Annotated in this window: 18 protein-coding genes and 1 other RNA gene; 17 read left to right on the top strand and 2 right to left on the bottom strand. The window is 65.5% G+C overall.

The window, feature by feature from the left end; all coding sequences use genetic code 11:
• The first annotated feature begins 43 nt into the window (after positions 1-43).
• From purD to LGH83_RS00625, 3 genes are read left to right on the top strand one after another with little or no spacing between them, the layout of a single operon-like run.
• On the top strand, positions 44-1327 hold the full coding sequence (purD, locus tag LGH83_RS00635) for a phosphoribosylamine--glycine ligase (RefSeq protein ID WP_227400207.1): 1284 nt from the start codon (positions 44-46) through the stop codon (positions 1325-1327).
• A gap of 44 nt (positions 1328-1371) precedes the next feature.
• On the top strand, positions 1372-2274 hold the full coding sequence (locus LGH83_RS00630) for an alpha/beta hydrolase (RefSeq protein ID WP_227400206.1): 903 nt from the start codon (positions 1372-1374) through the stop codon (positions 2272-2274).
• Complete coding sequence (locus tag LGH83_RS00625) at positions 2271-3149, top strand: patatin-like phospholipase family protein (RefSeq protein ID WP_227400205.1); 879 nt, start codon at positions 2271-2273, stop codon at positions 3147-3149. The genes LGH83_RS00630 and LGH83_RS00625 overlap by 4 nt, the downstream gene beginning before the upstream one ends.
• On the opposite strand, the gene LGH83_RS00620 is transcribed toward LGH83_RS00625, so the two are convergent.
• Positions 3146-3925 carry an N-acetylmuramoyl-L-alanine amidase gene (locus tag LGH83_RS00620; protein ID WP_413771081.1) on the bottom strand — a complete coding sequence of 260 codons (780 nt, stop codon included), beginning with the start codon at positions 3923-3925 and terminating at the stop codon, positions 3146-3148. The two genes, LGH83_RS00625 and LGH83_RS00620, sit on opposite strands and share 4 nt — an antisense overlap.
• Before the next feature lie 16 nt (positions 3926-3941).
• Entirely contained in the window at positions 3942-4274 is a 333-nt protein-coding gene (locus LGH83_RS00615; RefSeq protein WP_131115733.1) for a hypothetical protein, read from the bottom strand.
• Positions 4275-4660: 386 nt separating this feature from the next.
• Here LGH83_RS00615 and LGH83_RS00610 point away from each other — a divergent pair, with 386 nt between their 5' ends.
• From LGH83_RS00610 to murB, 14 genes are all read left to right on the top strand, one after another.
• Complete coding sequence (locus LGH83_RS00610; RefSeq protein ID WP_227400204.1) at positions 4661-5146, top strand: lytic transglycosylase domain-containing protein; 486 nt, start codon at positions 4661-4663, stop codon at positions 5144-5146.
• Between the two features lie 47 nt (positions 5147-5193).
• An RNA gene (gene rnpB / locus LGH83_RS00605) (RNase P RNA component class A) lies at positions 5194-5587 on the top strand.
• A 367-nt stretch (positions 5588-5954) separates the two neighbouring features.
• Entirely contained in the window at positions 5955-6449 is a 495-nt protein-coding gene (gene mraZ / locus LGH83_RS00600; protein WP_227400203.1) for a division/cell wall cluster transcriptional repressor MraZ, read from the top strand.
• Positions 6446-7489: a 16S rRNA (cytosine(1402)-N(4))-methyltransferase RsmH gene (rsmH, locus tag LGH83_RS00595; RefSeq protein WP_227400202.1), complete on the top strand. Its 1044-nt coding sequence runs from the start codon at positions 6446-6448 to the stop codon at positions 7487-7489. The genes mraZ and rsmH overlap by 4 nt, the downstream gene beginning before the upstream one ends.
• 2 nt (positions 7490-7491) lie before the next feature.
• Positions 7492-7884, top strand: a complete 393-nt coding sequence (locus LGH83_RS00590) for a hypothetical protein (RefSeq protein WP_131194298.1) — start codon at positions 7492-7494, stop codon at positions 7882-7884.
• A gap of 3 nt (positions 7885-7887) precedes the next feature.
• Positions 7888-9666 (top strand): peptidoglycan D,D-transpeptidase FtsI family protein, encoded by a 1779-nt coding sequence (locus tag LGH83_RS00585; protein ID WP_413771080.1) that lies wholly within the window; start codon positions 7888-7890, stop codon positions 9664-9666.
• A gap of 80 nt (positions 9667-9746) precedes the next feature.
• Positions 9747-11141, top strand: a complete 1395-nt coding sequence (locus tag LGH83_RS00580) for a UDP-N-acetylmuramoyl-L-alanyl-D-glutamate--2,6-diaminopimelate ligase (protein WP_227401947.1) — start codon at positions 9747-9749, stop codon at positions 11139-11141.
• A complete protein-coding gene (locus LGH83_RS00575; RefSeq protein ID WP_227400201.1) occupies positions 11138-12565 on the top strand; it encodes a UDP-N-acetylmuramoylalanyl-D-glutamyl-2,6-diaminopimelate--D-alanyl-D-alanine ligase in 1428 nt (475 codons plus the stop codon). Before LGH83_RS00580 ends, LGH83_RS00575 begins: the two co-directional genes overlap by 4 nt.
• Before the next feature lie 9 nt (positions 12566-12574).
• Positions 12575-13657, top strand: coding sequence for a phospho-N-acetylmuramoyl-pentapeptide-transferase (gene mraY, locus LGH83_RS00570; protein ID WP_131115717.1), 1083 nt, complete (start codon positions 12575-12577; stop codon positions 13655-13657).
• 2 nt (positions 13658-13659) lie between these two features.
• A complete protein-coding gene (murD, locus tag LGH83_RS00565; protein ID WP_227400200.1) occupies positions 13660-15081 on the top strand; it encodes a UDP-N-acetylmuramoyl-L-alanine--D-glutamate ligase in 1422 nt (473 codons plus the stop codon).
• Positions 15065-16201, top strand: a complete 1137-nt coding sequence (locus LGH83_RS00560) for an FtsW/RodA/SpoVE family cell cycle protein (RefSeq protein WP_131115713.1) — start codon at positions 15065-15067, stop codon at positions 16199-16201. The genes murD and LGH83_RS00560 overlap by 17 nt, the downstream gene beginning before the upstream one ends.
• Positions 16201-17379 carry an undecaprenyldiphospho-muramoylpentapeptide beta-N-acetylglucosaminyltransferase gene (murG, locus tag LGH83_RS00555; protein WP_227400199.1) on the top strand — a complete coding sequence of 393 codons (1179 nt, stop codon included), beginning with the start codon at positions 16201-16203 and terminating at the stop codon, positions 17377-17379. Before LGH83_RS00560 ends, murG begins: the two co-directional genes overlap by 1 nt.
• A complete protein-coding gene (murC, locus tag LGH83_RS00550; protein WP_227400198.1) occupies positions 17376-18779 on the top strand; it encodes a UDP-N-acetylmuramate--L-alanine ligase in 1404 nt (467 codons plus the stop codon). Before murG ends, murC begins: the two co-directional genes overlap by 4 nt.
• The gene (gene murB, locus LGH83_RS00545; RefSeq protein WP_227400197.1) at positions 18779-19687 is read left to right on the top strand and encodes a UDP-N-acetylmuramate dehydrogenase; all 909 of its coding nucleotides are present in this window, start codon (positions 18779-18781) and stop codon (positions 19685-19687) included. The genes murC and murB overlap by 1 nt, the downstream gene beginning before the upstream one ends.
• Positions 19688-19705 lie beyond the last annotated feature (18 nt).

Raw genomic sequence — 19705 nt, 5'->3', positions numbered from 1 at the left:
GCCGGACGTTCGTCATGATGGTTATCGCCGAGAGGCCGTTTCGTTGAAGGTCCTGCTGCTCGGCTCGGGCGGTCGCGAACATGCTCTGGCGCTGTCGCTGGCGCGTAGCCCGCTTCTCACGCGCCTGTTGATCGCTCCCGGCAATCCAGGCACGGCGGTGTTGGGCCTCAACCTGCCCGTGGATCTCACGGATTTGGCCGCGATCGTGGCGCTGGCGCAACGCGAAACCGTCGATCTCGTCGTGGTCGGCCCCGAAGCGCCGCTGGTCGCCGGTGTGGTGGACCGACTCTCCGACGCCGGGATTTTAGCCTTCGGCCCCTCCCAAGCCGCCGCCGCGCTGGAAGGCTCGAAAGGCTTCACCAAGGATCTCTGCCGCGAGGTCGCGATCCCGACCGCCGCCTATGCTCGCTTCGACACCGCCGACGCGGCGCGAGCCTATCTCAGCGATCATCCGCTGCCGGTCGTCATCAAGGCGGATGGGCTGGCGGCCGGCAAGGGCGTTATCATCGCCGAAACCCGGGCCGACGCCGAGGCCGCGATCGACGACATGTTCGGCGGCTCGTTCGGCAGCGCGGGTGCGTCTGTCGTGGTGGAAGCCTTTCTGTCGGGCGAGGAAGTCTCGTTCTTTGCCATCTGCGACGGTACGCGGGCGCTCGGCTTCGGCTCGGCCCAGGATCATAAACGCGTCGGCGACGGCGACACCGGTCCGAATACGGGCGGCATGGGCGCCATCTCGCCGGCACGCCTGGTCGATGCCTCACTCGAAGCGCGCATCATGGGCGAGATCATCCTGCCGACACTGCGCGGCATGAGCGAGCGCGGGACGCCGTTTCGCGGTGTCCTGTTCGCGGGCCTGATGGTGGAGAACGGCGCGCCGCAGTTGATCGAATATAACGTTCGGTTCGGCGATCCCGAGACGCAAGTCATCCTTCCTCGGCTGCACACCGATCTCCTGCCCCTCATGCTGGAGTCCGCGCGCGGCCATCTGCCCGACACGCCTCCCGTGTTCGACGAGGCGACAGCGCTCACGGTCGTGCTGGCCGCCAACGGCTATCCGGCTCACCCGATCAAAGGCACGCGCATCGGTGATCTGACGGCTGCAGAAGCCTGCCCGGGCGTGACGGTATTCCACGCTGGCACGCGACAGGAGGGCGACGCGCTTCTGGCCGATGGCGGTCGCGTGTTGACCGTGACGGCCCTCGGTCGCGACGCAGCCGAAGCGCAGGCGCGGGCCTATGCGGCCGTCGATGCCGTCGACTGGCCCGGAGGGTTCTGCCGGCGCGACATCGGCTGGCGCGCCGTTCGGCCGGTTCCGCCCCTCGATTGAAACGCCCACCGCGCGACGGCATTGCCGCCTGAAAGGAGACGCTGATGCCTGATCTCGCCGACCTCTTCCCCGGTTTCGCCTCACGCAACGTCGCGACCGATGCGGGTCGCATCTTCGCGCGGGTCGGCGGCTCCGGCCCCCCGCTCATGCTGCTGCACGGTTTTCCCGAAACCATGGCGATGTGGCACGCGATCGCGCCGGATCTCGCCAAGCATTTCACCGTCGTGGCCATGGACCTTCGCGGCTATGGATGGTCGTCTGTGCCGCGCAGCCAAAATGGCGATGGCTATGCGAAACGCGTGATGGCCGGCGATGTCATTGCCGTGATGGACGATCTTGGCCATGCCCAATTCGCTCTTGCGGGACACGATCGCGGCGCACGGGTCGGCTACCGGCTGGCGCTCGATCACCCCGGCCGGCTGAGCAAGCTCGCGCTGCTCGATATCGAGCCGACCATGGAGGTGTGGCGCCAGATCGAGGCCGGCAGCGGCGACGCTCCCCATTGGACCACGCTTGCGGAACCCGAACCGCGGCCCGAGCAAGCCTTCGGCGAGGACCCGGCTGCCGCGTTCGGCGGCCTGCTGGTCAAGTGGTCGAAGGCCAAATCGCTTGCGGCCTTCGACCCGCGCGCGCTCGACCATTATCGCGCGACCTGGACGGAACCGACGCGCATCCATGCCATGTGCGAGGACTACCGGGCCGGTGCGACGCTCGATCGCGCCGCCGACGAAGCCGATGCGGCAGCCGGTAAGACCATCTCGTGCCCCGTTCATATTCTGGCGAGTTCGGATTACCTGCAGGGACCCGGTAAAGACGCCCCGCTGGATGTCTGGCGGCGCGGATTTGCGCCGCAGGCCACGGGTGAGACGATCGAATCCGGGCATTTCCTCGCCGAGGAGAATGCCGCAGCGACCGGTCAGGCCCTGCTGCGCTTTTTCTCCGCATGAGAAACGACGAAACACGATCGGTCGCGCCGGCTTTCGTCCGTCCGCCCTGCGGTGTCGCGGTGGCGCTCGGCGGCGGCGGCGCTCGCGGCCTCGCCCATATCGTCGTGCTCGAAGCTTTGGACGACCTCGGGGTGCGTCCACTCGTGCTCGCCGGCGCCTCGATGGGCGCGGTGGTGGCGGCCGCCTATGCGGCGGGCATGACGGCGCGCGACATTCGCGCCTTTTCGCTGCGCGTTCTCCGCAACCGACGGCTGCTGCTCGGACGCATGTTGGAGGCCCGCGTCGGACGCTTCACCGACATTCTGAAGCGCGGTTTGGTCAACCCGGTGCTGCTGGACGCGGAACTGCTGCTGCCGTCGTTCTGGCCCGACGACATTCCGGCCAATTTCGAGGACCTGCTGCTGCCGCTTCTGGTGGTGACGACCGATTTCAACGCCCGCGCGCAATTGGTGCTGCAATCGGGCGATCTCCGCAGTGCCGTCGCGGGCTCGATGGCGATCCCCGGCATGGTCAAACCGGTTGAGCGCGACGGGCGGGTGCTGGTGGATGGCGGCGTCGTCAATCCCTTGCCATACGAGATGCTGTTCGATCAGGCCTCGGTGGTGCTGGCCTGCGATGTGTCGCCGGGTCGGGCCGATGGACAAGGCATCGCGCCGCAGCCCTTCGAGGCGATGCTCGGCGCGACCCAGATCATGCAGGCAGCGCTGACGGCGCGAATGCTGCGCGAACGTCCGCCGCATCTTGTCGTTCATCCGCCGGTCGAACGGTTCCGGTTGCTGGATTTCTTCTATGCGGCGCGTATTCTCGAGGCCGCCGATCCCTGCAAGGACGCCATCAAGCGCGATCTCGCTGCTCTGCTCGAGACGGTTCTCTAAGCCAGCTTGGCCAGGAGATCGTCCAGCGTGTCGAGCGTGGCCGGATCGGCGACGCCATCGACCCGCTCGGGGCGGAAATGCAACTGAAGCGATCGGACGACCGCTTCGGTCGCCGTATCGAATGAGCCGGTGATCGGCAGCCCATATCCAAAGGCCGCGAGCTTGCGTTGGATTGCCTCGACAGGTGCGCCTGTATCGCCGATCCGCAGACATGGACCGGACCTGTCGGGGCGGGGCGGCACCCAGAGGCCGACGCCCGCTTCGGCCAAGGTCGACCAGGGAAAGCGCTCGCCCGGATCCTGCTTGCGCCCTGGCGCGATATCCGAATGCGCCAGCACATTGTCCGGCCGGATCGCGTATCGCGCCACGATATCGCGGCAGAGATCGGTGACGGCGGTGATCTGAGCGGCGGGATAGTCCGGCAAGCCGCCATCATGACCGGCATTGACGATCTCAATCCCGATCGATGCGGAGTTGAGGTCGGTCAGCCCGCGCCAAGCGGAGCGACCCGCGTGCCAGGCGCGCCGATCTTCCGCCACGAGTTGCAGGATGCCACCATCCTGCTCGACCACATAATGGCAAGACACTTGGGAGACTGGGTTGCACAGCCAAGCTAGCGCTGACGCACCGTCCGACATGCCCGTGTAGTGCAGAACGAGGATAGTCGGGATGGCACCCAGCCGCTCGCCGTGGTTCGGCGATGCCACGATGGTGAGCGGAAGACGTGTGCCGGGCTGTGACGCGGTGGGACCCGAAGGCGTCATATCGGATGACATGACGCCTCCGTCGATCTCAGTAGCCGTAGTAGCGCAGGCAAACCGGGTTGCCATATTCATCGAAGCCACGGCGCGCGCAGGCGGGCGGCGGCGGGGGAGCGGCGTAATAATAGCCCGGGCGCGGCGGCGGCGGCGTCGCGGCCGCGCCGAGGATCGCGCCTGTGCCAGCACCGATGGCCGCGCCCGCAAGCGCGCCACCGGGACGACCCGACGCCAAGCCACCGATCAACGCGCCGGTCGCACCGCCAAGCACAGCGCCGCCAGCGGCATTCTGCCCCTGCGGGGTCGCACATCCCGACATGGCCAAGGCCGACGCTAGCGCGCCCGCCAATAGAACAGTCCTTTTCAAGCTTCGCTCCTCCTGGTTCGACCATCGCAGCAACATTTTGCGTCAATCGGTCCGATTCACCCCTTGTGCTTGCCTACAGCAAACAGCAGAGGGCGAAAAGGCAACACCCCTATAAAAAGACAGGAAAACGGCCAATCACAAGCATCGTCGCGCCACTGCACAATCTTCCGTGCTGGGTCAAGCCTAATATTACCGCAGAAGCGGGGCGGATCGACGCTTGGGCCTTCCGATCATCACTGTTGTATTTTAGCGACGACTGATCAGCAAGCGACCATACAGCAGATCGATTTTTCGAATCAGGTCGGCTGCCTGAAAGATGACATTTTTCCGACAAGATGCGCCGAAAGGAGAGAGGCCAGTATGAATCGCCCAGAAGGGAATATTGGTTGAAATTGCATCAAAGCATCATGGTCGGCCTTCTCGCCGCGATCGTTTTCGGGAGTGTCGCTTCAGCCGAAGAAGCCGCTGCACCGCAGGCAAACCAGGCCCATGAAGACCCTGCCCCGACCCTCGAGGCTCTGGTGGCGCAACATGCGCATGATAATGGTATCCCGGTCGGGCTCGCGCGAGCCGTGATCCGCATCGAGAGCCGCGGCAACCCTCGCGCGCGCAACCACGGCGCCATGGGATTGATGCAGATCAAGACCGACACGGCGCGCCGCCATGGATTTGGCGGGAGCGCTTCCGGCCTTCTCTCGGCCGATACCAACCTCCGCTACGGCATGAAAGTGCTGGCCGAGGCCTATCGCGCGTCCGGCGGCGACGTGTGCCGCACGCTCGCCTATTACCAAAGCGGCCATCGCGTTCACCGCTTCAACGCCGCGCAGCGTTCCTACTGCAGCAAGGCGCGGTCGATCATGGCCCGCGCCTAATCCGTTCCATTTGCCTTTCCGAGCGTGAGCGCCTAGAGCCCGACCTGCCAGTCGGCTGGACGGCCGTCGCTTTCGGGCGGAGGAAAGTCCGGGCTCCACGGAGAAACGGTGCCGGATAACGTCCGGCGGGGGTGACCCTAGGGAAAGCGCCACAGAGAGAAGACCGCCCGGTCCGAGGTTCGCTTCGGATCCGGGTAAGGGTGAAAGGGTGCGGTAAGAGCGCACCGCATCGGCGGTAACGTCGATGGCATGGCAAGCCCCACCGGGAGCAAAACCGAATAGGGACGACATGGGATCAGCAATGATTCCACCCGTCTCCGGGACGTCGTCCGGGTTGGTTGCTTGAGGCGGCCGGCAACGGTCGCACCAGAGGAATGGTCGTCACGCGGGAGGCTTCGGCAGCCCGCCATACAGAACCCGGCTTATAGGCCGACTGGCATTCGCGCCCCGGGGACATGACCTTCGCTACGGCACCGGCGCGGCGGCTTCGCTCCGCGGGGCCGCGAAACCATAGTTTCCACCAAAAAAAATAATTTCCGCGCCGCCAAGCTCGATGATGGCATTTTCGGGGCCGTTGCCGCGCGCAACACTCTCTTAACCTTAACGCTTTCTAATGACCGGGAGGCTGCTGCGTCGCGTCGGACGTCGCTGCCGTTTTATTGACGCCCATATGGTCCCATGATATCCCAAATCATCCCGTCCAGCGTAGGGTTTTCCGGTTCGGATGCAGCGTTCCACCCGCCGGTGGAGCAAAGCCTTCCGACTGATTTGTCGCGACGTTTGGAATGGGGTGGGCTCTGGGGGAACGGTGGATCGTTTTGTCTCGAATTTCACCAACAAGCTGGACGCCAAGGGTCGCGTATCGATTCCCGCATCGTTCAGGGCAGTGGTGGCTCGAGACGGGTTCGAGGGATTATACGTCCACCCTTCGCTCGACCTTCCGACGCTCGACTGTGGGGGGCAGGCTTTGCTGAACCAGATCGACGCCATGATCGAACCGCTCTCGCCCTTTTCGGCGGACCGCGATGCGATCGCCATGACGCTGCTGGGCGAAAGCGACATCCTGAAGATCGATGCCGAAGGGCGCATCAGCCTCACCGAAGCGCTCAAGGAGCATGCCGGCATCACGAGCGAAGTGACCTTCGTGGGCGCCGGCCAGAAGTTTCAAATTTGGGAGCCGAGCAGTTTCCGCACGCGCCTGCTGGAGGCCAGACAGCAGACCCGCGCGTTGCGGCAGCAATACGGTTCTCGACCCGCGACGATGGATGGTCCATCGTCGTCGCCTCCAGGAGCACAGGAATGATGTCGGGTCGCGGCGATGGACCTGTCCTCGCCGCAGGCGGATCGGTTCGACATCTTCCTGTGCTCCGCGGAGAGGCTCTTGGTAGCCTCGCGCTCCGCGATGGCGGCCTCTATCTCGACGGAACCTTCGGGGCGGGCGGCTATACCAGCGCCATTCTCGATCATGCCGGCACGCGCGTCATCGCACTCGATCGCGATCCAAGCGCGATCGCGGGCGGCGCCGCGCTCGTCAAAGCCGCAAATGGCCGGCTCACCTTGCGTGAGGCGCGGTTCGGCAATCTCGACACCGTCGTCGGCGAGCTCGGCCTGGGGCCGCTCGATGGCGTCGTGCTCGACATCGGCGTCTCGTCGATGCAGATCGACGAGGAACAGCGCGGCTTCTCGTTCCGCTTCGACGGCCCGCTCGACATGCGGATGGAGAAGCGTGGCGACAGCGCCGCCGACCTCGTCAACACGGCCGATGAGGAAAGCCTCGCCAACATCCTCTTTTACTTCGGCGAAGAGCGTGCCTCGCGCCGCATCGCCCGCGCCATCGTGCATGATCGCGCCATCATGCCCTTCACCCGCACGAAGCCTCTCGCCGACATGATCGCGCGCGTCGCGCCGCTTGGCCCGCGCGATATCCACCCCGCCACACGCACGTTTCAGGCCCTCCGCATCGCGGTTAACGACGAACTGGGCGAACTGGTCCGTGGATTGACGGCGGCCGAGCAGGTTCTCGCGCCAGGCGGTCGTCTCGCGGTCGTCACCTTCCATTCGCTTGAGGACCGCATCGTCAAGCGCTTCTTCGCGGCCCGTTCCGGGCGCGGCGGCGGCGAGACGCGGTCGCGTCATCTGCCGGGCGAGCCCGAAGCCGTGGTGCCGACGTTCACGCTCGAGGGACGCCAGCATATCGGCCCCTCGCCCGAAGAGGTCGCCACGAACCCACGCTCCCGCTCGGCCAAGCTCCGGGTCGGCACCCGCACCGACGCGCCGGTCGGAGCCCTCGATCCGCGCTGGCTCGATCTTGCCCGGCTCCCCACCGTTCAGAACAGGCGGTAGCCATGTGGCGCTTCGTCAACATTCTCGCGGTCACGATCCTGGTGGCGTCTGCGGGCTACGCCTATTCGATCAAATACGAGACGATCCTGTTCGCCGAACAGATCATCAAGGCCAAGCACCAGATCGCCGACCAGCAGGATGCAATCGCCCGATTGCACGCCGAATGGGCGCTGCTGACCCGTCCGGAGCGACTGCAGGCCTTGGCCGAACAGCACACGAACCTTCGAATGCTGTCGCTCGACCAGATCGTGCAACTGGCCGAACTCCCCGACCGGCCACCCAAGGTCGACACGATCGGCCGAAAGCTCGACTCGCTCGGCTTGGCCGAGCCGACCAACACGCCGCAGGATCGCCGCGCAGGCGGCAGCGTCGCGACCCCCTCCTCGGCGAGATAAGTCATGGCTGAATCGAACGTCGACTTCATCGAGCCGGATCCCGCCGGGGCACCGAAGAGCCGCATGGCGCAGTTTCTCGCCGACGTCATGCGAACGCGGCTCGACAAAAGCAGCTCGCGCCTACGCCTCGTCGCGATCGGCTTCATCATGGTGTTCGGCCTGATTTCGGGCAAGCTGGTGCTGCTTGGCTTCAAGCCCGACAATTCGCAAAGCCTAAAGGGTGCGGCCGCGGAGGCCGTCTCGGGCGCCCGACCTGACATTCTCGACCGCAACGGCGCCGTGATGGCGACCGACATCAAGACCATGTCGGTCTTCGCCGAACCGCGCCGCATCATCGACAAGGACGAGGCAGTCGAACTGCTGACGGCCGTGCTGCCGGATGTCGATGCGCACGACCTGCGGGACCGGCTTGGCTCGCGTAAGGGCTTCGTCTGGGTGAAGCGCGGCATCACGCCGAGCCAGCAGGCGGAGGTTTACCATCTCGGCCTGCCCGGCATCGGCTTCCTGCCGGAAAATCGTCGCGTCTACCCGAATGGGCCGATCGCGGCGCATGTTCTCGGCTTCGCTAACCTCGACAATCAGGGCATCGCCGGTATTGAGAAATACATCGACGGACAAGGTTTGGCCGACCTGCATGGCGCCGGCTTCAAACTATCGTCCGACGACCTCAAGCCCATCACGCTCTCGATCGACCTGAACGCTACTCATGCGATGCGCGACGAACTCGCCAAGGGCATCGAGCATTTCAAGGCGAAATCCGGCGCAGCCGCGATCATGAACGTCAACACCGGCGAGATGATCGCCTTCGCGTCCCTACCCGACTACGACCCCAATAATCCGGCCGAAGCGCTCAACCTCGATCCAAACCACATCAACCATCTCACGGTCGGCGTCTACGAGATGGGGTCGACCTTCAAGGCGATCTCGATCGCCATGGCGCTCGAAGCCAACAAGGTCACGTTAAACTCGAAGCTCGATGCGCGTGACAGCCTGCGTTACGGGCGCTTCACCATCCACGACTTCCACAACGAAGGACGGTTTCTGACCGTACCAGAAGTCTTCAAATACTCATCCAACGTCGGTACCGCCCGCATGGCCATGCTGGTCGGGATCGAGGGCCATCAGGCATTTCTGAAAAAGATGGGCCAATTCGACCGGCTGCGGACCGAATTACCTGAAAATGCAATGCCGCTGATCCCGAAGCCCTGGAGCGAGCTCAACACCATCACGGCCGCCTTCGGCCAGGGTCTCAACGTGGCCCCGTTGCAGGCCATGATGGCGGTGGCGGGCCTCGTCAACGGTGGCTACCTCATCAAGCCGACCTTCCTGCGCCGCGATTCGGACGACGTCCGGACGGAATATCCGCGCGTGGTGCGGCCCGAGGTGTCGGAAGAGCTACGCTACCTGATGCGCCTCAATGCTGCCGTGGGTTCGGCCAAGAAGATCAACATCCCGGGCTATTTCGCCGGCGGCAAGACCGGGACGGCCGATAAGATCATCCATGGCCGCTACGCCAAGGATAAGGTGTTCACCACGTTCATGTCGATCATGCCGGCCGATAAGCCCAAATACCTCTTCCTCGTCCTGATGGACGATCCGCAGGCTGTGCCGGGGACCTATGGCTTCCACACGGCCGCCTGGAACTCGGGCGAAGTCTGCGGCAAGATCATGGCTCGCGTCGCGCCCATTCTCGACATGCCGCCGAACTTCGTGCTGCCGCAGCAGCCCTTCCCCTATGTGGCGAAGCTCGGCATCGGCCTCGCCGACGTGATGCAGCCGTGAGGCTCGACGCGCTCTTGCCCGGAACGGCCGGTCGGCCCGACTTCGCGGCGATCGACATCGCGGCGATTGACATCGCGGCGATGGACATCGCGGCTTTGGCGTCTGACAGCCGCGCCGTGGTGCCGGGCACGCTGTTCTTCGCCGTTCCTGGGACCCGACAGGATGGATCGGCTTTCATTCCGCAGGCGATCCAGCGCGGGGCCGCCGCCATCGTGATGGAAGCCGGCGCCGCGCCGATCACATCCGCCGTGCCGCTCATCGAGGTTCCCGACATCCGCGTCGCGCTCGCTACGGCTGCGGCGGTCTTCACGCCCGGCCAGCCCGGCACCATCGTGGCCGTCACCGGCACCAGCGGCAAAACCTCCGTGACCGCCTTTCTGCGCCAGATGTGGACGATCCTCGGCCAGCGGGCAGCCTCTCTCGGCACCATCGGGGTCGTGGCTCCGAGCGGCGCGGTCTATGGCTCGCTGACAACACCCGATCCGATCACGCTTCATGCGACGCTCGACAAACTCAGCCGCGAGGGCGTCACCCATCTCGCGGTGGAGGCCTCCTCGCACGGTCTCGACCAGCACCGGCTGGACGGGCTGCGGCTCGCGGCGGGCGGCTTCACCAACCTGTCGCACGATCACCTCGATTATCACGCCGACCTCGCCGATTATCTCCGGGCCAAGCTCCGCTTGTTCGACACGCTGCTGCCGGCTGGTGGCGCCGCCGTTATCGACGCGGATAGTGATGTCGCACCAACCGTTATCTCGGCGGCGCGGGCACGCGGCTTGCGGGTGTCGACTACGGGCCGCGCCGGCCATGATCTTCGCTTGATCTCGGCCGAACCCGAGGGATTCGACACACTTTTGAGCATCGCACATGCAGGCCATGCCTTCGCTGTTCGGCTGCCGCTCGCCGGCGCGTTTCAGGTCGCCAACGCCCTGCTGGCGGCGGGCCTCTGCATTGCCACGGGCAGCGAGCCCGAGGCGGTTTTCGGAAGCCTCAAACGGCTCGAGGGCGCGCCGGGCCGTCTCGAACGGGTCGGCAGCCACAAGGGCGCGCCGATCTTCGTCGACTATGCCCACAAGCCGGATGCGCTCGACAAGATCCTCGAAACCCTGCGTCCCTATGCGCGCGGCCGCTTGACGGTCGTTTTCGGCTGCGGCGGCGATCGTGACGCGGCCAAGCGTCCCTTGATGGGCGCTATCGCGGCGCGGCGGGCCGATCGCGTCATCGTGACGGACGACAATCCCCGCTCGGAAGATCCGGCCGCCATCCGGCACGCCATCCTGGCGGCCGCGCCGGACGCAATCGAAATCGCCGATCGTGGCGCGGCGATCCGCATAGCCGTTGCCGACCTCTGCGACGGCGACGTGTTGGTGGTGGCCGGCAAAGGACACGAGACCGGCCAGATCGTCGGCGGAACCGTGCTGCCCTTTTCGGACCACGAAACCATTCTGGCCGCCATCGCGGAGGCTCAACGATGACGCGCGATAAGCTCTGGTCCGGCTTCGGCCTCGTCACGCCGCTTGACGCACGCGTCGCCGGCCCCATTCCGACCGGCATTACGGGCGTTTCGATCGACACCCGCACGATCGAGCCCGGTGATCTCTTCGTCGCCATCAAGGGCGACGCCAGCGATGGGCACGACCATGTCGCGACAGCCTTTGAAAAAGGTGCTGCAGCCGCCGTGGTCGATGAGAGCCACTACGATGTGGTGCGCGGGCGCGGCTCACTTTATGTCGTGACCGACACGCTGAAGGCCATGCAGAGCCTTGGGCGCGCGGCCCGCGCCAGAACCGATGCCAAAATCGTCGCGGTGACCGGCTCGGTCGGCAAGACCGGCACCAAAGAAGCGCTGCGCCTGGTGCTCAGCGGCGCCGGTGAGACCCACGCGTCGGCAGCATCCTACAACAACCATTGGGGCGTGCCCCTGACGCTGGCGCGCATGCCGCGAGCGACGCAATTCGGCGTGTTCGAGATCGGCATGAACCATGCGGGCGAGATCGAACCGCTGACCGCGATGGTCAAGCCGCATGTCGCCATCATCACGACGGTGGCGCCCGTCCATCTCGAGTTTTTCCGCTCGGTCTCCGAGATCGCCGACGCCAAAGCCGAGATCTTTTCCGGCCTTCAGCCGGGCGGCACCGCGATCATCAATCGGGACATCGACACGTTTTATCGTTTGCTGACCCGCGCCGAAGCCTCGCCGGCGGCTCGTGTACTGACCTTCGGCGAACATCCGGAGGCGGATGCACGCCTCGATTCCCTGACGCCGGAGCTCAATGGATCGAGCGTTCAGGCGACCATCCACGGCAGGCTGGTCCACTTCCGGCTCGGCGCGCCAGGGCGTCACCTCGCCATGAACGCGCTGGCGGTTCTGCTCGCAGCGGCCGAGGTCGGCATCGATCCCTTTTTCGCCAGCTTGGCGCTTGCGGCCTATTCGGCCGGGCCGGGACGTGGCGAACGCACGATCCTGCAGACCGAGGCGGGCCCCATCACGCTCATCGACGAAAGCTACAATGCCAACCCGGCCTCGATGCGGGCCGCACTCGCGCTCCTCGGCTCAACGCCGGTCGGCGACGGCGGGCGCCGCATCGCGGTTCTGGGCGACATGCGCGAACTTGGGCCGGATGCCCCGGCCCTGCACGAAGCGCTCGCCGGCGAGGTGCAGGCCCAGTCGGTCGATCTTCTGTTCGCGGCCGGCCCCCTCACGCGCCCGCTTTACGACGCTGTGCCATCCGCTACCCGAGGGTTGTGGGCCGAGCAATCGACCGCTATCCAGGCGCCCTTGGCGGCTGCCCTCCGGGCGGGCGACGTGGTCATGGTGAAAGGCTCCAACGGCAGCAAGATGGGGCCGCTCGTCGCCGCGCTGAAAAGCCAATTCGCACCCCGCTCCGGCGAGGTTTGAGGATCGACGATGCTGACTTGGCTTACGGATTTCGCGGGTGTGTTCAGTCCGCTCAACCTGTTCCGGTATCTCACGTTCCGGACCATCGGAGCGACCGCAACCGCAGCCTTGTTCGTGTTTCTCTTCGGTCCCCGAATCATCGCGGCGCTGCGGCTGAAGCAGGGGAAGGGCCAGCCGATCCGGCTCGACGGACCGGCCTCGCATCTTCTCACCAAGAAAGGCACGCCCACCATGGGCGGCCTGATGATCCTATCAGGGCTCGTCTTCTCGACCCTGCTCTGGGCCAACCTGCGGAGCCCCTACGTCTGGGTAGTCCTGCTGGTGACGCTCGGCTTCGGCATGATCGGCTTCTACGACGATCTTTTGAAGGTGACGAAACAGACCCACAAGGGGTTCTCGGGCCGCATGCGGCTCGGGCTCGAGACGTTGATCGCGGCCGTGGCGGTCTGGGTCATGATGAAGGTCGGGCCGGCCAGCACGACCGGCCTCGCCTTGCCGTTTTTCAACGGTTACGTGGCTGATCTCGGCATGTTTTTCGTGGTCTTCGGCGCCTTCGTGATCGTCTCGTCCGGCAATGCCGTGAACCTGACCGATGGCCTTGATGGGCTGGCGATCGTTCCCGTCATGGTAGCGGCCGCGACCTTCGGGCTGATCGCTTATTTCGCCGGCAACTTCCTGTTCGCGACCTATCTCGGCATCAACCATGTGCCGCAGACCGGCGAGTTGGCGGTGGTGGCCGGGGCGGTGATCGGGGCCGGCATCGGCTTTTTGTGGTTCAACGCGCCCCCCGCCCAGATCTTCATGGGCGACACAGGATCGCTGGCGCTCGGCGGCCTGATCGGGACGATCGCGGTGGCGGTCAAGCACGAGGTCGTGCTTTGTATCGTCGGCGGCCTCTTCGTGCTCGAAGCCCTTTCGGTGATCGTCCAGGTTGCGTCGTTCAAGATGACCGGACGCCGGGTGTTCCGCATGGCGCCGATCCATCATCATTTCGAACAGCTCGGCTGGTCGGAATCACAGATCGTGATCCGGTTCTGGATCATCGCCTTCATGCTTGCCCTCATCGGCCTCTCGACCCTAAAGGTGCGATGAGTATGACGCCCGTCACGGCCTTCGCGGATCAGCATCTCGCCTTGTTCGGGCTTGGCGGCTCGGGCCTTGCGACGGCCGAAGCACTGTTGGCGGGTGGCGCGCAGTTGACGGCCTGGGACGATTCGGAGACCTCGCGTGCGGCCGCGCGGACTCGCGGCATAGCGGTGGCGGACCTCCGCGACGCGGAGTGGTCCGGTTTTTCGGCGCTCGTGCTGGCGCCAGGGGTTCCGCTGACCCATCCCGAGCCGCATTGGACCGCAACCCTGGCGCAGGCCGCAGGCCTTCCGGTCATCGGCGACATCGAATTATTCTGCCGCGAGCGCGCCAAAGTCGCGCCGGATGCGCCGCTCATCGCCATCACGGGCACCAACGGCAAATCGACCACGACGGCGTTGATCGCGCATCTGTGCCGCGCCGCGGGTTGGGACACGCAGATGGGCGGCAACATCGGCGTGCCCGTTCTGGCGCTCGATCCGCCCGCGAACAATCGCGTCCATGTGCTTGAATTGTCGAGCTTTCAGATCGATCTCGCGCCAAGCCTGCATGCCTCTGTCGGGATCCTTCTCAATCTCACGCCGGATCATATCGATCGCCACGGCACGATGGAGAATTACGCCGCCATCAAGGAGCGTCTTGTGGCATCCGCCGATCGTGCCGTGATCGGTGTCGACGACCCCCATTCGGCCGCCATCGCGGCGCGGGTCAAGGCAAGTGGCATCACGCTCACCACGATCTCGGTCGCGGGTCATCAGGCCGATGTCACGCTCGACGGCACGCGGCTGATGCAGAATCAGGACATACTCGCCGATCTTGCCGGTGTTGCGACATTGCGCGGCCGCCACAATGCGCAGAACGCCGCTGTCGCCATCGTCGCCGTGCAGGCCGTCGCTTCGATGCTGCCCGCGAGCCAACCGATCGATCTTCCGAAAGCGCTGCACGGCTTCGGAGGTCTGCCGCACCGGATGGAGCAGGTTGGGCAGCGCGGACACGTGCTGTTCGTCAATGACTCGAAAGCCACCAATGCGGATGCGGCCGAGCAGTCGCTGAAGTCGTTCGATCCTGTCTTCTGGATCGTCGGCGGCGTCGCCAAGGAGGGCGGCCTCGCCCCGCTCGCGCCTTTCTTCAGCCGTGTCGCCAAAGCTTATCTGATCGGGACGTCCAGCGCGGCCTTTGCGGCCGAACTCGATGGGCGTGTCGAGGTCGAAGACTGCGGGACCCTCGATGTCGCCGTGGCGGCAGCGGCGCGCGACGCGGCACGTTCGGACGCGGCTGAGCCGGTCGTGCTGCTGGCTCCCGCTTGTGCGTCCTACGATCAGTTCAAGAATTTCGAGCAACGGGGCACGCGCTTCCGAGAGCTCGTCGAGGCGCTGCCTGCCTCGCTCGCAGGCCAGGCTGAGGAGAAGTCCCGTGATCTCACGCGCTGAAAACTCGCGTCTCGCCAACTGGTGGTGGACGGTCGATCGCTGGCTTCTCGGCGCTCTCGGTCTGTTGATGATCCTCGGCATCGTGCTGGCCATGGCGGGCAGCCCTGCGGTCGCAGAACGGCTCGGACTGTCGACCTTCTACTTCGTGCGCCATCAAGCGATGTTCATGCTCCCGGCCGCCGCGTTGCTGATCGCGACGTCGTTCCTGTCGCCGCGCGACACCCGCCGCGCCGCCTTGCTTCTGTTCGTGGTCGGCATGGGTCTGATCATCGTGGCGCTCATGTTCGGCCACGAGGTGAAGGGGTCGAGGCGTTGGATTTTCGGCATCCAGCCCTCCGAATTCGTCAAACCCGCCTTCGTGATCCTGGCCGCGTGGGCGTTTTCGGAAGGCGCGCGGCGGCGCGACGTTCCCGGCAACCTGCTGGCTCTGCTGCTCCTGCCGATCACGGTCGTTCCCCTGATCCTGCAGCCGGATTTCGGGCAGACGATGCTGCTCTCGATCGTGTGGGCGACTCTCTTCTTCATGGCGGGGCTGCATCTGTTCTGGGTCGTCGGCCTCGGCGGCGCCGGTGCCGCCAGCGTGTTCCTGGCCTATAAGCTCGTGCCGCATGTGCGCGACCGCATTCTCCACTTCGTCGATCCGAGTAATGGCCCCGGCGCCAGCGATACGTTCCAGGTCGATACCGCGATGGAAAGCTTCGCGTCGGGCTCCTGGCTCGGCAAGGGACCGGGTGAAGGCATTTACAAGCGCGTGCTGCCCGACGCCCATACCGACTTTATCTTTGCGGTCACGGGCGAGGAATTCGGCCTGTTATTCTGCATCGCGCTGGCTGGCCTTTTTGCCTTCATCGTCTTGCGCGGCCTGCTCCTGGCCGACCGAAACGACGACCCATTCTGCCGGTTCGCCGCTGCTGGCCTCGTGGTGCTCTTCGGGGTGCAGAGCTGCATCAACATGGCGGTCAACCTTCACCTGATGCCCGCCAAGGGCATGACGCTGCCGTTCATCTCCTATGGTGGATCATCGCTCATCAGCCTGGCGGTCGGCATGGGATTTCTGATCGCGGTGACGCGGAAGCGTCCACGCGCCGCCGTGCTCGACGGCATCGGAGACAAGATCTGATGGCGGTGCGGATCAAGACACAGCGCCGCAACGGTCCGGTCCTGGTCGCGGCTGGCGGCACGGGCGGGCATCTGTTCCCGGCCGAGGCGCTGAGCCGTGCTTTGGGGCAGCGCAACATTCCGGTGGAACTCGTCACCGACACCCGCGCGCTCGCTTATGCCGACACCTTCCCGGCCGATGCGATCCATGCGGTCCGCGCCGCGACGCCGACCGGCGGCTCCGCCCTATCCAAGGTCAATGCGATGCTGACCTTGGGCCGTGGCTCGTTACAGGCTCGCGCTCTGCTCGGACGCATCAACCCGTGTGTTGTGGTGGGGTTTGGCGGCTATCCGACGGTGCCGCCGATGGTGGCCGCACTATCGCGGCGCATTCCCGTGATCCTGCACGAGCAGAATGCCGTGATCGGGCGCGCCAACGCCTTTCTGGCGCGCGGCGCCACCGCGATCGCGACGGGCTTCGAGACCCTTGGGCGCGCCTCGGCCGGCGTGCTCGCCAAGGCGACCCACACGGGTAATCCGGTTCGGCCCGCCGTTCTGGCTGCCGCCGCCAGCCCCTACCCCGGGTTTGCGGATGGCATGCTGCGGATTCTCGTGACGGGCGGCTCGCAAGGCGCGCGCGTCATGTCGGATGTGGTGCCGTCCGCCATCGCGCTTCTCGATGACAGCAGCCGACAGCGGCTCATCGTCGTGCAGCAGGCCCGCGGCGAAGACGAAGCCCGTGTCCGCGCCGTTTATCGGGAGGCTGGCGTGCAGGCCGAAGTGGCTCCGTTCTTTGCGGACTTGCCGGCCCGCATCGGCGCTGCACATCTCGTTATCGCGCGAGCCGGTGCATCCACGGTCAGCGAACTCGCGGTGATCGGCCGCCCCTCGATCCTCGTGCCATTCCCCCACGCGCTCGATCAGGACCAGGCCGCGAACGCGCAGATCCTGCAGCGGACCGGCGCGGCCTTGGTGGTCCGCCAATCGGCCTTCACGCCGGACGCGCTGGCGCGCGAACTGAACCGCATTCTCGCCAGTCCCGCCGAAATTCTCGCCCCGCAAGCCGCACAGGCCAAACGTGCCGGGTTACCGGATGCCGCCGAGCGCCTCGCCGATCTCGTCCTCACGATTGCCGGTGTCACGGCCCATGATGCCGCCGCAAGCGACATCGCCTCTCTTCAAGGAAGCCTCGCCCGATGAAACTGCCGCGCGAACTCGGCCCTATCCACTTCGTCGGGATCGGCGGCATCGGCATGTCGGGCATCGCCGAGGTGCTGGCCAATCTCGGCTACAAGGTCCAGGGCTCGGACGCGTCCGAGAGCGCCAACGTTCAGCGCCTCCGCGACAAAGGGATCACGATCAGCGTTGGCCATGATGCGAAGAACCTCGGCGATGCCGAAGTCGTGGTGGTCTCGACGGCGATCCGCCGCGACAATCCGGAGTTGACGGCCGCACGCGAGCGCCGTCTTCCCGTGGTGCGTCGCGCCGAGATGCTGGCCGAACTAATGCGCCTCAAGACCTGCGTCGCCATCTCGGGTACGCATGGCAAAACCACCACCACGTCGCTGGTCGCGACCTTGCTCGACGCGGGCGGGTTCGACCCGACCGTCATCAACGGCGGCATCATCAATGCCTATGGCACCAATGCGCGCCTCGGCGATGGCGACTGGATGGTGGTGGAGGCCGACGAGAGCGACGGCACCTTCCTGAAACTACCGGCCGATGTCGCGATCGTGACCAATATCGATCCAGAGCATCTCGATCACTTCAAGACGTTCGATGCCATCAAGGCTGCCTTCTTCACGCTGGTCGAGAACCTGCCGTTTTATGGCTTCGCGGTCATGTGTCTCGACCATCCGATCGTGCAGGAGCTGGTAGGCCGCATCGAGGACCGGCGCGTCATCACCTACGGCGAAAACCCGCAAGCCGACGTGCGGCTGCTCGATGTCGATCTGACCGGCGGCGTGTCGCGGTTCAACGTCCTGATCCGCGATCGCAAGACAAACGGCGCCACCTATATCGAGAATGTCGTGATGCCCATGCCGGGCCATCACAATGCGCTGAACGCGACGGCCGCTATCGCGGTGGCCTATGAATTGAAAATGCCGATCGACTTGATCCGCAAAGCTCTGGCGAATTTCGGTGGCGTCAAGCGCCGCTTCACCCGTACAGGCGAATGGAACGGCGCGGAAATCTTCGACGATTACGGCCACCACCCGGTCGAGATCACGGCGGTGCTGAAAGCGGCTCGTGCCTCGACCAAAAACCAGGTCATCGCCATCGTGCAGCCGCATCGCTATTCGCGGCTGCAGGCGCTGTTCAGCGATTTCGCAACCTGCTTCAACGATGCCGATGCGGTCATCGTGGCGGATGTCTATGCGGCCGGGGAGGTTCCGATCGAGGGCGTCGACAAAGCCGGTCTCGTCGCCGCCATCAAGGCGCATGGCCATCGCAACGTCATGCCCCTGCCCTCTCCCGCCGACCTGCCGCGCCTCGTGCGCGATCTCGCCAAGCCGGGCGATTACGTCGTTTGTCTTGGTGCCGGCAACATCACGCAATGGGCGAACGCGCTGCCCCAGCAACTCGCGGCGGACGCTTGATGCAGGAGGCCGACCTCCGCGCGCTGCTTCCCGACCTGCGCGGGCGGTTGAGCTTCGGCGACAAACTGGGCGCCATGACCTGGTTCCGCGTCGGTGGATCGGCCGACATGCTATTCGTGCCGGCCGACGAGGACGACCTCGCCTACGCGCTGGCCCGCATCCCGGCCGAGGTTCCGGTCACGGTCGTCGGGCTCGGCTCCAACCTCATCGTGCGGGACGGCGGCATCAGGGGGCTCGTGGTGCGGCTCGGCAAAGGATTTGGCGCGATCACGGTCGAGCCTGACCAACGCCTGCGGGCCGGAACGGGCGCGCCAGACGTGAAAGTCGCGCGCGCGGCAGCCGATGCGGGCATCGACGGGCTCGCGTTTTTTCGCGGCATTCCCGGTTCGATCGGTGGCGCACTCCGCATGAATGCCGGGGCGCATGGCGGCGAGACGACGGATGCTTTGATCGAAGCGCGAGGCGTCGACCGGTCCGGAACGATCCGGACCTTCGGCCATGCCGACATGGGCTTTTCGTATCGCCACTCCGAGGCGCCGGATGACGTGATCTTCACCCAGGCGGTCTTCCAGGGCCGACCGGGAGAAAGCGCCGTCATCCTGGCCGAAATGGATCGCATCACGACGGCGCGCGAGGCGTCGCAACCGATCCGTGAAAAGACCGGCGGCTCGACCTTTGCGAATCCGCCGGGCCACAAGGCTTGGCAATTGATCGATGCGGCAGGCTGCCGGGGTCTCGTGCGCGGCGACGCGCAGGTCTCCGAGATGCATTGCAACTTCCTGATCAACCGCGGCACCGCCACGGCGGCCGATATCGAGGGGCTCGGTGAAGAGGTGCGCACCCGCGTTCTCGAGACGAGCGGCGTGTCGCTGCGCTGGGAGATCAAACGGATCGGGGTTGCGGCATGAGGCGGACCGCCGCCTTGG

Source organism: Lichenihabitans sp. PAMC28606 (genome assembly GCF_020616535.1).
Lineage (GTDB): Bacteria > Pseudomonadota > Alphaproteobacteria > Rhizobiales > Beijerinckiaceae > Lichenihabitans > Lichenihabitans psoromatis.
The sequence above is the reverse complement of the archived record's forward strand: the minus strand, read 5'-3'. Positions and strand labels throughout refer to the sequence as shown.

Excerpts from the sequence above, each read along its gene's own strand:
- LGH83_RS00590 (WP_131194298.1), top strand. The coding sequence starts at position 7,492 with ATGTGGCGCTTCGTCAACATTCTCGCGGTCACGATCCTGGTGGCGTCT.
- LGH83_RS00630 (WP_227400206.1), top strand. The coding sequence starts at position 1,372 with ATGCCTGATCTCGCCGACCTCTTCCCCGGTTTCGCCTCACGCAACGTC.
- murC (WP_227400198.1), top strand. The coding sequence starts at position 17,376 with ATGAAACTGCCGCGCGAACTCGGCCCTATCCACTTCGTCGGGATCGGC.
- LGH83_RS00575 (WP_227400201.1), top strand. The coding sequence starts at position 11,138 with ATGACGCGCGATAAGCTCTGGTCCGGCTTCGGCCTCGTCACGCCGCTT.
- LGH83_RS00620 (WP_413771081.1), bottom strand. The coding sequence starts at position 3,925 with ATGTCATCCGATATGACGCCTTCGGGTCCCACCGCGTCACAGCCCGGC.
- murG (WP_227400199.1), top strand. The coding sequence starts at position 16,201 with ATGGCGGTGCGGATCAAGACACAGCGCCGCAACGGTCCGGTCCTGGTC.
- mraY (WP_131115717.1), top strand. The coding sequence starts at position 12,575 with ATGCTGACTTGGCTTACGGATTTCGCGGGTGTGTTCAGTCCGCTCAAC.
- murB (WP_227400197.1), top strand. The coding sequence starts at position 18,779 with ATGCAGGAGGCCGACCTCCGCGCGCTGCTTCCCGACCTGCGCGGGCGG.
- rsmH (WP_227400202.1), top strand. The coding sequence starts at position 6,446 with ATGATGTCGGGTCGCGGCGATGGACCTGTCCTCGCCGCAGGCGGATCG.
- LGH83_RS00625 (WP_227400205.1), top strand. The coding sequence starts at position 2,271 with ATGAGAAACGACGAAACACGATCGGTCGCGCCGGCTTTCGTCCGTCCG.
- murD (WP_227400200.1), top strand. The coding sequence starts at position 13,660 with ATGACGCCCGTCACGGCCTTCGCGGATCAGCATCTCGCCTTGTTCGGG.
- LGH83_RS00585 (WP_413771080.1), top strand. The coding sequence starts at position 7,888 with ATGGCTGAATCGAACGTCGACTTCATCGAGCCGGATCCCGCCGGGGCA.
- LGH83_RS00580 (WP_227401947.1), top strand. The coding sequence starts at position 9,747 with ATGGACATCGCGGCTTTGGCGTCTGACAGCCGCGCCGTGGTGCCGGGC.